Origin of the sequence: Dysgonomonas sp. PF1-14, assembly GCF_029892965.1 — a bacterium.
GTDB lineage: Bacteria > Bacteroidota > Bacteroidia > Bacteroidales > Dysgonomonadaceae > Dysgonomonas.
This window is the reverse complement of record NZ_JARXWN010000010.1, coordinates 41366-55539: the sequence shown is the minus strand read 5'-3', so window position 1 is coordinate 55539 and position 14174 is coordinate 41366. Positions and strand designations below refer to the sequence as shown.

13 protein-coding genes are annotated in these 14174 nt (G+C 40.5%); 11 read left to right on the top strand and 2 right to left on the bottom strand.

Going from position 1 to position 14174, the window contains the following annotated elements; genetic code table 11:
• The first annotated feature begins 10 nt into the window (after positions 1-10).
• The 11 genes from M2448_RS12695 to aroB all read left to right on the top strand — a co-directional run bounded on the left by M2448_RS12695 (position 11) and on the right by aroB (position 12968).
• Positions 11-1522 carry an alpha-isopropylmalate synthase regulatory domain-containing protein gene (locus M2448_RS12695; protein ID WP_280646423.1) on the top strand — a complete coding sequence of 504 codons (1512 nt, stop codon included), beginning with the start codon at positions 11-13 and terminating at the stop codon, positions 1520-1522.
• An 83-nt stretch (positions 1523-1605) separates the two neighbouring features.
• Positions 1606-2676 carry a 3-isopropylmalate dehydrogenase gene (leuB, locus tag M2448_RS12690; protein WP_280646424.1) on the top strand — a complete coding sequence of 357 codons (1071 nt, stop codon included), beginning with the start codon at positions 1606-1608 and terminating at the stop codon, positions 2674-2676.
• A 347-nt stretch (positions 2677-3023) separates the two neighbouring features.
• Positions 3024-3470: a hypothetical protein gene (locus M2448_RS12685; protein ID WP_280646425.1), complete on the top strand. Its 447-nt coding sequence runs from the start codon at positions 3024-3026 to the stop codon at positions 3468-3470.
• A gap of 143 nt (positions 3471-3613) precedes the next feature.
• The gene (locus M2448_RS12680) at positions 3614-5782 is read left to right on the top strand and encodes a S8 family peptidase (RefSeq protein ID WP_280646426.1); all 2169 of its coding nucleotides are present in this window, start codon (positions 3614-3616) and stop codon (positions 5780-5782) included.
• A gap of 143 nt (positions 5783-5925) precedes the next feature.
• The gene (locus M2448_RS12675; protein WP_280646427.1) at positions 5926-7722 is read left to right on the top strand and encodes a chloride channel protein; all 1797 of its coding nucleotides are present in this window, start codon (positions 5926-5928) and stop codon (positions 7720-7722) included.
• 31 nt (positions 7723-7753) lie between these two features.
• Positions 7754-7918, top strand: a complete 165-nt coding sequence (locus tag M2448_RS12670; protein WP_280646428.1) for a hypothetical protein — start codon at positions 7754-7756, stop codon at positions 7916-7918.
• Positions 7919-7989: 71 nt separating this feature from the next.
• Entirely contained in the window at positions 7990-9351 is a 1362-nt protein-coding gene (locus M2448_RS12665; protein WP_280646429.1) for a hypothetical protein, read from the top strand.
• A 23-nt stretch (positions 9352-9374) separates the two neighbouring features.
• Positions 9375-10379: an SPFH domain-containing protein gene (locus M2448_RS12660; protein WP_280646430.1), complete on the top strand. Its 1005-nt coding sequence runs from the start codon at positions 9375-9377 to the stop codon at positions 10377-10379.
• 49 nt (positions 10380-10428) lie between these two features.
• Entirely contained in the window at positions 10429-10662 is a 234-nt protein-coding gene (locus tag M2448_RS12655) for a hypothetical protein (RefSeq protein WP_280646431.1), read from the top strand.
• Between the two features lie 138 nt (positions 10663-10800).
• Entirely contained in the window at positions 10801-11772 is a 972-nt protein-coding gene (fmt, locus tag M2448_RS12650; RefSeq protein WP_280646432.1) for a methionyl-tRNA formyltransferase, read from the top strand.
• A gap of 152 nt (positions 11773-11924) precedes the next feature.
• Positions 11925-12968, top strand: coding sequence for a 3-dehydroquinate synthase (aroB, locus tag M2448_RS12645; RefSeq protein ID WP_280646470.1), 1044 nt, complete (start codon positions 11925-11927; stop codon positions 12966-12968).
• A 40-nt stretch (positions 12969-13008) separates the two neighbouring features.
• On the opposite strand, the gene M2448_RS12640 is transcribed toward aroB, so the two are convergent.
• Entirely contained in the window at positions 13009-13389 is a 381-nt protein-coding gene (locus tag M2448_RS12640) for a VOC family protein (RefSeq protein WP_280646433.1), read from the bottom strand.
• A gap of 26 nt (positions 13390-13415) precedes the next feature.
• Positions 13416-14141, bottom strand: a complete 726-nt coding sequence (locus tag M2448_RS12635) for an MBL fold metallo-hydrolase (RefSeq protein WP_280646434.1) — start codon at positions 14139-14141, stop codon at positions 13416-13418.
• Positions 14142-14174 lie beyond the last annotated feature (33 nt).

Genomic DNA, 14174 nt, shown 5'->3' with positions numbered 1-14174 from the left:
CATATTTCCAATGATAGAAATAATGGATACTACCCTGAGAGATGGAGAGCAAACGTCCAGCGTTTCTTTCTCTACTCAGGAAAAAATGAGTATAGCTCACCTGTTGCTGGTCGATCTGGGGGTAAACCGTATCGAGATAGCATCGGCGCGTGTGTCGAATGGAGAATTCGATACGGTGAGTAAGATAGCTGCATGGGCTAAATCTACCGGGCATATCGACAAAATAGAGATATTAGGTTTTATAGATAAAGGCGTTTCGCTGGAATGGATCAAGAAAGCCGGATGTAAGACTATAAATCTGCTAACAAAAGGTTCGTATAAACATGTGACCGAGCAACTGCGGAAAACGCCGGAAGAACATCTCGAAGATATCAGGTATGAAGTAAACCTTGCTCATGAAATGGGGATTACAGTCAATGTATATCTCGAAGACTGGTCGAACGGTATTATACATTCCGAAGACTATGTCTACTCTATGATGGACGGATTGAAAGACCTGCCGATCAAACGTTTCATGTTGCCTGATACACTGGGGATACTTAATCCGCATAGTGTATGGCGGGCATGCCGCCGGATGATAAACCGTTATCCGGAGCTTCATTTCGATTTTCATGCGCACAACGATTATGACTTGGCTGTAGCTAACACGATGGTGGCGGCCGAAGTAGGAGTGAAGGGTGTGCATGTGACAATGAACGGATTGGGCGAACGTGCCGGAAATGCCTCGATGGCGAGCGTGGTTGCTGTCTTTCATGATCAGTTAAATATTAAGACCTCTATAAAAGAAGAGAATATCAACAAGGTAAGCCGTGTTGTAGAATCGTATTCGGGACAGATTATCTCAGCCAATCAGCCAATTGTAGGTGATAATGTGTTTACGCAGTGTGCGGGAATACATGCTGACGGAGACAATAAGAACAACCTTTATTTCAATGATCTTTTCCCTGAGCGGTTCGGACGAGTCAGAGAATATGCTTTGGGTAAACTTTCGGGTAAATCCAATATCCGAAAGAATATTGAGGCTCTAGGTATAGAACTCGACGAAACTGAAATGATGAAGGTAACAAACCGCGTTATCGAGTTGGGAGACAAAAAGGAAATCATTACGCAGGAAGACTTACCGTACATTATATCTGATGTATTGAAGAACAATGAGAAGGAAAAACGGATTAAGATATTGTCCTTTGCATTCCTGCTCACCAAAGGTCTTCGCCCGACAGCTACGGTAAGGATAGAAATAAACGGCGAAGAATACGAATGGACAGCACCCGGCGACGGTCAGTACCACGCATTTTCCAAAGCCTTGTACAAAATATATACCCGATTGGGTAAACCTACCCCTACATTGACTAACTATGCCGTATTTATACCACCGGGCGGACGTACCGATGCGTTGGTTCAGACAGTGATTACATGGGAGTTTAAAGGGAAAACTATCAAGACTCGCGGACTGGATGCCGACCAGACAGAAGCGGCTGTAAAAGCGACCGAGAAAATGCTGAACATGATAGAAGAAATGTAATAGCCCCTCCAACCTCCCCAGTGGGGAGGCTTAAGTCCCCCTTGGAGGATTTAGGGGCCGTAATATAAAATAATAATAATTATATGAAATTAAACATTGCTGTACTTCCCGGTGACGGGATCGGACCTGAGATTATAGAGCAGGCATTGAGAGTGACCGAAGCCGTTTGCGAAAAATTCGGACACGAGCTTTCTTATGAATATGGATTGGTAGGCGCATCGGCTATCGATCAGGTAGGCAACCCATATCCCGATGGTACGCACGAGTTGTGTATGACTTCCGATGCAGTTCTTTTTGGAGCTATCGGCGATCCTAAATATGATAACGATCCTTCGGCTAAAGTGCGCCCAGAGCAGGGACTACTTGCTATGCGCAAGAAACTGGGACTGTATGCCAATATTCGCCCTGTAAGCACATTTCCATCACTGATACACAAATCTCCGCTACGCGAAGATTTGGTACAGGGAGCCGATTTTATGTGTGTGCGTGAACTTACAGGCGGTATGTATTTCGGACGTCCGCAAGGTCGTAGCGAAGACGGCGATACAGCATACGACACCTGTGTATATACCCGTGAAGAAGTAGAACGTATCCTTCATCTTTCGTACAAATATGCGCAGATGCGCCGCAAGAAAGTAACAGTAGTGGATAAAGCCAATGTGCTGGCTACATCGCGCCTGTGGCGACAGGTTGCACAAGAAGTGGAAAAACAATATCCTGATGTGGAAACAGAGTATATGTTTGTAGACAATGCAGCAATGCAGATCATACAATGGCCTAAGCGATTCGATGTTTTGGTAACTGAAAATCTGTTCGGAGACATTCTTACCGATGAGGCGTCTGTTATCACAGGTTCTCTTGGTATGTTGCCGTCGGCTTCTATCGGTATACACACATCTGTGTTTGAGCCTATACATGGATCGTATCCGCAAGCGGCAGGAAAGAACATCGCTAATCCGCTTGCTACGGTGCTTTCGGCTGCCATGATGTTCGAGTATGCCTTCGAACTGAAAGAGGAAGGTGAACTTATCCGTCAGGCAGTAGCCGCGTCTATGGATGCGGGAGTAGTTACCGAAGATATTTCGCTCCGAAACGGTAAAGTACACTCTACATCTGAGGTAGGTGACTGGCTCGTAAATTATGTGAAGGGATAGATTAACACCCGATTCGATAGGCAAAGGCAGAACTTAATTGTTTTGCCTTTCTTTTTCTGTATATTTTTATTGTATTAATGTTTTGGATTCAAATAAAAGTCATATTATGTTTTACTTATGTGCCTTATTATTAATACTTTATTTTTTTTATACTACCTTAAAAGTCATATTGAATTTAATTGAATCATTTTGTTGGTTTTTTTTAGATACATTTGTTATTAAACCTAATTTACGCTTGTAGAGAATTATAATATTGTTGTTTGCTGTCCAAAAATGCATAATAATGTAACAATAAATCTTAATACGAGATTACACGAATATAAATAATCTTTAATCTACCAATTACTATGAAAAAACTATTTTTTTATTTAACACTAGCGATTTTACCTCTATTAATATTAAGTTGTTCAGATGATGAGGACAACAACAGTAATATAATTGATATTACTGAAATTAAACTAAACGGCTCTGATCAATGGGTAGAAACCACCTATGATTTGTTGGTAGAGATAAAATCTCAAGCTGAACTGGAATCTTATATTGACAGTCCTTCAGGTAACTACCCGGAAATTGACTTTTCTAAATATTCAGTTTTTAAAATAAGTGCAGGATCTCCTTATATATCTACTCAACATGAAACGAAATTGGAATTAGTTGATAATAGGTATCAACTTACAATTAATATCTATTTGACCGAGCTGACTGCGCCTCAAATTGTTGAAGTTGTCTTTAAATGTAAAAAACTAGATGCTAATATTCCCATTGAACTAACTGTAAGGAAATTAAGAAAATGATTTATTAACCTTAAAACAAAGGCTATAAGAGGATACTACTTTTTTTGTGCTTCTCTATTCTGGTAATCAATATCTATGGACAGAAATTTTATTATGGAGAGAATGGAGAAAAAATATATCTGAAAGAGAATAAGAATTTAGTATTGGTAAAGAAAGATAGCAAGACCTTAAAGTCTTTCGGTTCGAATATTAAATATGAATTGGATGATTATTTAGTGATAGATAAAACTACAACAACCCTAAAATCTTTAAATGAAAATGATTCGGAAACCTATATGCTGGAAGCAGAAGACGGCACACTCCAAGCTGAGACATCGACAGTGATAATTAAACCTAAACAGAATACAAGTTATAAAAGTATTCTAAAACTAATAGAGACAGTATACCCTGTTATAGAAGTAGATTCGTTAGGTTCAAATGGCGATATATATTTTGTGAGATTTAATACTGAAAATTGTATTGAGATTTCCAATGCGATATGGAAGACTGGGCTTGTAGTGTTTTCATCTCCATCTTTTTTAATGTTAGAAAAAACTCACAATCATTTATTCTATACACAATGGGCGTTACAGAATAACGGGTGGACCTATTCTCCAAGTGTTCCTGGAATTGATATTCGTGCTGTAGAAGCATGGGGTATTTCCAGAGGTAATAATATTAAAGTTGCTGTTATTGATGATGGGGTTCAATTAGACCATCCGGATTTACAAGCTAATATCTATATGCCTGCTAATTTTGCAGGTGGAGTAAGCAGTGGAGATGGAAATCCATCAGCAGGCAATACACATGGGACAGCGTGCGCCGGAATTATTGCGGCAGTAGATAATTCAATAGGAATGATAGGTGTTGCACCCGATTGTAAGATAATACCAATTAGAGATGCTTATGAAACATCAGAAAATAGTGTTAGAGTTACTACATCTGAAATTAAGGTGCGTGCCCTCAATTATGCTTGGAATACTGCAAAAGCAGATGTAATTAGTTGCTCATGGGGTGGTGGGTCAGTTGATTCGGCACATGGTAATGAATTAGCAAAAGCGTCAACACAGGGTAGAGGCGGAAAAGGTTGTATTATTTTCTTCGCGTCAGGTAATGATGATGAAGCCTCAATTATTAATCCATCTACTAACGCGAACGTACTATCAATAGGAGCAATCGGTAAGTGCGGTCAAAGGGTAGGGACAGATGCCTGTGATTACGTAGGTTGGGGTTCTAATTACGGAACAGGACTTGCTCTTGTAGCTCCGGGGATTGACAATATAACAACTAACATAAATAGTAATTACTGGAGTTTTGGAGGTACCTCTGCTGCAACTCCTCATGTAGCCGGAGTAGCGGCACTAGTTTTATCAATAAATCCGAACTTGACAAAAAGTGAGGTAGTAAGGATATTAATAGATAACGCCCGTAAACTGGAAGGTTATACATTCAATGCATCTGGCTGGAATAACGAAGTAGGATATGGTTTAGTAGATGCCTATGCCTCTTGTTTAGCTGCAACAAAGTTATCTATAAGTGGGAATGACTATGTGTGTGGGGAGGGACTTTATTCAATCTCTAATCCTTTAAATCTTCCGGTTACATCAGTAAGTTTTTCAATCATAAATTATTCGGGAATGCGACCCGCAATGTCACAGCAAAGTAGTATAAGTACGAGAATAAGTTCTTATGAGGGTCAAGCATCTCAAAGTTTTACTCTTGTAGCACGCCCGCGATTGTCATCAGGAGTATATCTTGAATTTACAAAACAAGTTTATATTGAAAGTAAATTAAGATATTCAGGAACATGGTCGCAGCAAACATGTTTATTCTATAATGTTCAGCACCCTGCTGTATCAGGTACATTATCCAGTACTCAATCATCATATTTTCTTCATCAGGGATGTTTAGCTACAATTAATTTTACAAATATTGAGGTCGGGCAGCCAATGAGATTATCTACATATGGAGCGATACCGGATTATTGGAACTACAACGCAAATACAAGGACATTACTTCTCCGATTACCGTACGGCTCTGGGGGTATTCCATATACATTTGTATCTGGTCCGGAAGGTGGTTGTGGAGAGCGTTCAATAACATTCTTCTCTGTTTCTAATAATGGAAATCTGAAGAACGCTATTGTTGAAAAGAAAGAAGTAGGAATAAAAGAAGTAAAAGTATATAACTTATCGGGCGTTTTAGTTTACTCCAATAAGCAGGAAATGGAAAAATTTAACATATATAATACAAACTTATCCAATGGTGTATATATTGTAGTAATGAATAACGGAAGTGAAATATTAACTGATAAAGTTTTGTTAAAACGTTAAATTTAGAAAAAGTAGATAAACACCTGATTTAATAGACAAAGGCAGAGCATAATTGTTTTGCCTTTCTTTTTTAACACTATAGGTGTAGATTTATTTATTTCTATAGCCAATTTTTTATACTTTTGGGATTCAATTATTAAGAGATGGCGTTCGAGAAACTTTATAATAACTTCCTTGTCTGGAAAACCCAGCATGTAAAGGAAAAACAAATGGTCTTGTTTGTGAGTTTCCTTATCGGGGTGCTTACAGCATTAGCTGCATACATACTGAAAAGTCTTATTCACCTTATTCAGCATGTACTAACCTCACCTTTCCTCACAGAAGGAGCTAATTATATCTATCTGGTATATCCGGTTGTCGGTATCCTTATCGCCGGTCTGTATGTAAGATATGTGGTAAAAGATGATATCAGTCATGGGGTAACCAAGATTCTGTATGCCATATCGCAACGGAAAAGCTATATTAAACTCCACAATATGTACACATCTATTGTGGCCAGTTCTATCACCATCGGTTTCGGGGGATCGGTAGGAGCTGAGGCACCGATTGTACTCACCGGTTCTGCTATCGGTTCCAATCTGGGGCGTTTCTTCAAGGTAGAGCAAAAGTATCTGATGCTTCTTATCGGTTGCGGGGCTGCCGGAGCTATTGCGGGAATCTTTAAAGCACCTATTGCCGGGCTAGTATTCGTAGTAGAAGTGTTGATGCTCGACCTTACCACATTTACCGTAATGCCTTTGCTGGTAACATCGGTTACAGCGGCTACCCTGTCATACCTGACAATGGGTACAAAAGCCATGTTCAACTATGCGCATACTGATGTTTTCATGCTCGAGCGCATACCTTATGTTATTCTGCTCGGTATCTTTTGCGGGCTTGTTTCTTTGTATTTTACAAGGGCTATGGACTGGTTCGAGAGTCAATTCAGAAAGTTGAATTACTGGCAGAAATTTGCTATCGGTGCAAGTATTCTCAGTATTCTTATATTCTTGTTGCCGCCACTTTACGGTGAGGGTTATGATACGATAGAGGCATTGATAAACGGGAAGAAAGATTATAACGGATTGCTTGATAACAGTGCGTTTTTTCAGTTTAAAGATTACCGCTGGACACTTATCATTTTCTTATCGGGTGTCCTGCTTATGAAGGTGTTTGCTTCCAGTGCAACGAATGGAGCCGGCGGAACAGGGGGGATATTTGCTCCCTCGTTGTTCTTAGGGTGTATATCAGGTTTTATTTTTGCTTATGTACTCAATCATTCCGAACTGGGAACATATGTACCGCTGTTGCCCGAAGAAAACTTTGCATTGATGGGGATGGCCGGAGTGATGGCCGGAGTAATGCATGCGCCATTGACAGGAACATTCCTCATTGCAGAACTTACAGGGGGGTATGAGTTGCTGTTGCCACTGATGATTGTTTCTATTTGTTCATATTTCTTTATCAAGTTGTTCGAGCCGCACAGTATCTACTCTATGCGTCTGGCTAAAAAAGGAGAGCTGATAACTCATCATAAAGATAAAGCCGTACTGACATTGATGGAAATAGAAAAGCTGATAGAAACAAACTTTCAGGCTATACATCCCGAAATGACATTAGGAGATATGGTAAAAGTAATTTCTCGTTCGTCGCGTAATGTATTTCCTGTGCTAGACGATAGAGGACGTTTTTTGGGTATCGTTCTTATCGACAATATCCGCAATATCATGTTCCGTCCCGAATTGTATAACCGGTTTACAGTGTCGCGCGTAATGACCTCGCCTCCTGCAATTATTGTGGTTGGCATGACAATGGAAGCTGTGATGAAAAGTTTTGACGAAACCAAAGCGTGGAATCTGCCGGTGGTAGACGAAAACGATGTTTATCTCGGATTCATTTCCAAGTCTAATATTCTCGATGTTTACAGGGGTGTTTTAGCCGACAACTTTGTAGAAGAATGAAAATATAGCATTCTGAAAATCTTTACAAAACATGTCTAAAAAAGTAAAATCTATAAAGTGTCCGCAATGTGGCTGTGTAGAAAATACGCTGATAAAAGAAGACTACAACAAATGTATTAATTGTGGGGCACAATATTATCTTTATAGTGACGATATAAGCATCAATGTGACCCATCGTGTAGAAGGTAATAAATGACGATGGCAAAAACGGAAAACACTTTAGCCTGAAATAACACAAAAATAGATTATATAAGAACACAAATAGGTATGGCAAAACAGATAAAAGTAATAAAGTGTCCTCAGTGCGGAAGTACGCAGAAAACACAACTGAAGGAAGACTATTATCGATGCAATAATTGCGGTACGGAATATTTCCTCGATAATGATGATATAAATGTGAATGTAAACCACAGGGTGAGCCCTACGGCAAATGTAAATACAACGAAGATCGTTCTGGGTATTGTGGGTGGAATCGTGCTTCTGTTCATCCTGTCATTGATGGTAAGTCTGTGTAGCCGCCCTAAAAAGACCACCCGAAATTATGGAACTTATGAGAACTCTCCAGTTACTGCTGTAAAAGAAAATCCTGATGCACACGAAGATAGCTATTCGTTCTCGTCACTGTTGGCAAAGGATGGCAAACCTGTTGTGTTTTCAGTTGTAGAAAGAAAGTACGGCAAAAGAGGCAGTAACAAGGATGAACGTGACGGATTATATTATGTTTTTCGCGATTTGTCTTCCGATAAACTACTGAAAGAAGAGAAAATAGGAGAAAAGTCTAACCGTAGTGACTACAAGTATAAGCATTTCATTAGTACAGGTAAATCTTACTTTATTCTGAACAAGCGTAATATATATGAAGTAAGGGCTGCTGATTTGTCTTTTACTGACGTTACAACGGAAGTTTTTGATGGAGAATCACAGTTTGAATCGGGAATAGCCTCAGCCGAATTTATTCCTGACGACAGAGGCGAAGGTTTCAATGTGATGACCAATATGGGCAAGAACTTCTATTATTGTCCCGGAGTGAAAAAAGTATATACCAAAGATAGTTTCTATAGCAAGTCTCAGGATATGAATACATTGCTTCCAGGAGCTAAGGATATGACATATTATGTGTTTACAACTAATACGCACGACTATCCGGAAGAAGATTTACAACTTTTACGTATTACATATAAATTCAATAACGGAGGTCCCGAAAGCAAGCAGATGCGTCCGGGATGGTATAAGCATTATGCGCATTGGGGACTGATTTCAGACAATACTCCATACAAAAAGCAATTGGTTCGATCTGAAATTGGACGAGTTGTAAGTTATGCAGATGTTACACCCGGCAGGATGTATTTTTCGCCAAGCGTTTTCTACTATGACGATGCCGGTATTCTGATAAAATTTAAGGCTACTGCTGCACCCGATGCTCCGGCTTCTCTACAGTTGCTGAAAACAAATGGAGAAATTGTATGGGCAGAGGCTGTCGAAGAATCATTCAGGATAGAGCCGGATAAAGGTGGTGTAGTGAAAACTGATAACCTATTTGTACTGAAAATAGATAATGGCAAGTTTCTACAGATAGGCACAGACGGCAAAGGAAAAAAAGTAATAGAATTACCGAAGAAATTCGATTGAATAAATACTAAATATCAAACAATATGGGACTAAAGAACTTTTTCAGAAAACAGTTGAGCACTGTTATAGAATGGACAAACCAGAGCCCCGATCTTTTGTTTTACAAGATTGAAACTCCTACCGATGAAATAAAAAATGCAAGTAAACTTATCGTTTCACCCGGACAAGGTTGTATTCTTGTCTATGAGGGTAAAGTGCAGGATGTGATCACCGATGAAGGTACGTACTTCCTCGAATCGGACAACCATCCGTTTATTACTACCTTTCTGAAGCTTCGTCAGATGTTCGAAAGTGAGCACAAAATGCACATCTATTACTTCCGTACAGCAGAGATATTGAATATAAAATGGGGTACAGCTACTCCGGTGAAGTATGTCGATGCTGTGTATAAGTTTCCCATAGAGCTGGGTGCATACGGAAATTTCTCGGCACGTATCGATCAGGCACAGGCTATGTTCACCAATATTATAGGGTCTAAAAATCGCTATACTACATCTGATTTGCAAAGTCTGATTTCGGCACGCATAGCTCCGACTCTGGCTTCGTATATGGCACAGGCGAAATATTCGTACAGCGATATAGATGCACATCTGGCCGATATGTCGGATGATACAAAGGACTTGCTGAACAGCACTTTCTCCGATCTTGGATTTGAACTAACGGACTTCCGCATTCAGGCTACTTCGTTCGATGACGAAACCAAAGACCGCATAGATAAAATAGCTAATATGACGGCAGAAGCCCTTTCGGCAGCAGAAGTAGGACTCGACTATGTGCAGCTGGAGAAATTGCGTGCATTGCGCGATGCAGCTAAGAATGAAGGCGGATTGGCCGGAGCCGGATTACAGGTAGGTGCGGGGCTGGAATTGAGCAAATCACTGATGAATCAGAAAGATCAGGTGATAGCAGACGGAGCGACTGATGATGCTGTTACCCGGCTGAAAAAACTGAAAATGCTGCTCGATGAGCAAATTATCACGCAGGAAGAATTTGATACGAAGAAAAAGGAAATTCTGGACGGAATGTAAAGGCGTTTTTATATATTTGCATTTATAAACCCTAAAACGATAAGTAGTTATGAAGATTTTTATAGGTGTTTTATCAACAATAATCATACTTACGGGTGCTACTCTTACTATATTGGCCTTATGGGGAATTACGCCCATCGAATGGCAACATATATGGAAAACAGGTGTTTCCATTGCTATAGTTTGCATCACGTTCCTTATACTCTGGCTCGTACGCGTTCTGTTCTTTACGAAAGACCCGTTCGATCCGACTAAAGGAAAGAAAGCACATCCGATAGACTAACGTATAGATTTTTTATTACAAAATAGCCTCTCGTAAAGCCATAAAGGCGCAAATGTAATCTAATATTATTCTTTGCTCCTCTGTGTCTTTGCGAGAGTTTCATTTTTATGTAAATTTGTGTCTAAACAATCAAAATAGATGAATAAAAAAGATTTACGTATCGTTTTCATGGGAACGCCCGACTTTGCTGTCGAGAGCTTGCGTATCCTTGTCGAAAACGGATATAATATAGTGGGAGTGATCACTATGCCCGATAAGCCGAGTGGCAGAGGGCATAAAATACAATATTCGGCAGTGAAGAAGTATGCTTTAGAGCATGATCTGCCCTTGCTTCAACCCGACAAACTGAAAGACGAATCGTTCCTGAAAGACCTCAGGGCATGGAATGCTGATTTGCAGATTGTAGTTGCTTTCCGTATGCTGCCCGAAGTGGTGTGGGATATGCCCCGCTTAGGAACATTCAATTTGCATGGTTCGTTGTTACCTCAATATCGGGGTGCTGCACCTATCAACTGGGCGATAATAAACGGTGAGAAAGAAACGGGTGTCACTACCTTTTTTCTGACGCACGAGATAGATACCGGCAAAATCATATTACAGGATAAAGTCAGTGTTGGCGAAAACGACAATGCAGGAAAAATCCATGACGAACTGATGCATCTGGGTGCAAATCTGGTTCGTAAGACGGTGGATATGATCATAGAAGATAAAATATCGGCTGTAGATCAGAGCCAGTTTTACAAAGATGAGAACGACCTGAAAGCTGCACCGAAGATATTTAAAGAGACTTGCCGCATCGATTGGGATAAGCCGGCAAAGGCTATTCATAACCACATACGCGGGCTGTCTCCATATCCTGCTGCATGGACAGAGTTGTATGTAGAAGGCAAAGAGCCGCAAATGGTAAAGATATATGCTTCGGAGGTTGTAGGGAACGATGAGCCACATAAAGTAGGTAATATCAGCACCGATAATAAATTATATCTTCATGTGGGTTGTGCCGATGGCTCTGTCAGTATAACTGAAATACAGTTTGCCGGAAAACGTGCCATGAAGATAGACGAAGTCCTCAGAGGGTATAAGTTTGAGGATGGGGCGTATTTTAAATAGAAATCTTTATCTATACCCCAAAAGGGTGGTGTAATGATGGAGAAAATGTAACAAGAAATAAAAACGATGCAAATCCGTTACTTTCGTTACATTTTAGTTAAAATTGAAAATATATACTCACAACATATAATTTATACAACGTGCAAAAAGTAATAAAATCTACCGATCTGAATAAAGATCTGACCGATATACTCAGCAAGCTTTCATTTGACAGGTTGTTCATCCTTACCGATGAAAATACGGATAAACTTTGTTTTCCCTATGTGAAAGATAACGAGCAGATTGCCTGTGCCGGAAAGATCGTGATTAAGGCAGGGGACAATAATAAGAATATAGAACAACTATTGGCTATCTGGAAATACCTGTCCGAAAACGGAGCTACACGCCATTCCCTGCTTATCAATCTGGGAGGCGGTATGCTCACCGATATAGGCGGGTTTGCAGCAGCAAGCTTCAAGCGGGGTATCAAGTGCATCAATATACCGACTACATTACTCGGTGCTGTGGATGCAGCAGTAGGAGGGAAGACGGGTATCAATTTCAACGGATTGAAGAATGAGATTGGTGCTTTTGCTCCTGCCGAAACAGTATTGATAGATTCCGTCTTTTTCCGCAGTCTCGATCATCAGAACTTTCTGTCGGGATATGCCGAAATGGTGAAGCACGGACTGATAGACAGCGATAAGGAATGGCAGGCGACTCTGTCGTTCGATACGGAAGAAATAGACTATGAAAAGCTGAAACAACTGGTTGTAGACTCGGTAGCAGTCAAGGAACGTATTGTGGAGATAGACCCGTTCGAGAGAGGAATACGCAAAGCCCTCAATCTGGGGCATACCATCGGGCATGCTTTCGAAAGCCTTTCGTATGAAGTCGGAAAACCTGTACAGCATGGCTATGCGGTGGCTTGGGGCATTGTTTGCGAACTGTACCTGTCACACAAATTCTGTAATTTCCCTAAGGAGAAATTATACAAGACAGTACACTTTATAAAAGAGAACTATGAAGGCTTTTTCTTTGGTTGCGACCATTATGAAGAGCTTTATGCATATATGAAACACGATAAGAAGAATGAATCGGATACGGTTAACTTTACCTTCCTTTCGGATGTGGGAAAAATAGAAATCAACCGGACCGCAGATAAAGAAGATATCTTCGATTCGATTGATTTCCTGAGGGAGAGTGTAGGGCTTTAAAAGCCCCTCCCTACCTCCCCGAGGGGAGGAGTAAATTAGTTTATTTTTTGAGCTTTAATACTTCGATCCAGTAATCGTCGGGGTCGTTGATAAAGTATAGCCCCATATCGTGGTTCTCGTAGCAGATGCAACCCATCTCGCGGTGATATTCCCTCGTCTGGTCGTAATCACCATCGACGCGGATGCACAGGTGGCTTTCGTTCTCGCCTAGCTCGTATGGTTGCGGATGATCTTTAAGCCATGTCAGTTCGAGCGAAAACGGAGTAACCCCGTCACCCAGATAAACAAGGATAAATGAGCCGTCAGATGATTCTTTACGTCTGACTTCTTTTAGCCCTAAAGCTTTGTCGTAGAACTCGATGCTCTTTTCCAGATTGGTTACATTGATGTTAAAGTGGTCGAATCTTCCTTTTATTTCCATCGTTCTTTGGTTTATTAGTTATGTTGTTAAAATTCAATGCTTTCGCCTCTGTGACTCCAGCAGATGTATTTTGTGTCGTATGATTCGGCTATGGGAGCAAAAGGCGCAATGCTTTCGTAGCCATTCTCGCTGAAGTGCATAGGTACAAAGATATCGGTTTTTATTGTTTTAACGAACTGTTCGGCTCCTTTCATGTAGTCTTTACCCAAACGCTTGTCGATAGGGAACATAGCCAGGTTGAGGTGCTTCACATTATCGGCTAAGGGGTTCAACTCTCTGCTGTAGAAGTCTTCGGCTTCTTTTATCTCTTCGGGTGTAGACTCTTCGTTCCAGTGCCAGTTGTTAAGATCTCCTGCATGAAATATAGTCTTATCCTTTGTCCTGATCAGAAATGAGCCACCCAGATCGGTAGAACCGAAAAGCTGTACGGAAAGGGTGCTGTCTTTGTATGTATCCAGTTTGTTCATGTAGATACCCGCATCATCAGCCGCCTTCTGATTGATGTAAATATCCTTCGAGAAGATGTAGATAATGTCAGGTCTTTCCTGCTGCCATTTCAGTATCTCCTTGTTGAAGTGATCGTGGTGCGAGTGAGTGCTGAGTACATAGAGTTTCCCTTCGCGTTTCAGCAATTCGCTATATACGATGCCTTTACTCTTGTTGTCGTCCGAATCTTTGTAATAGTCTATAATAATGGTAAATCCGTCTCCCTCTATAGCAAAGCCGCTATGGTAAATGTATGTCAGTTTCATTTTTCTGGTTTATAGTTTTGTATATAGTAACAA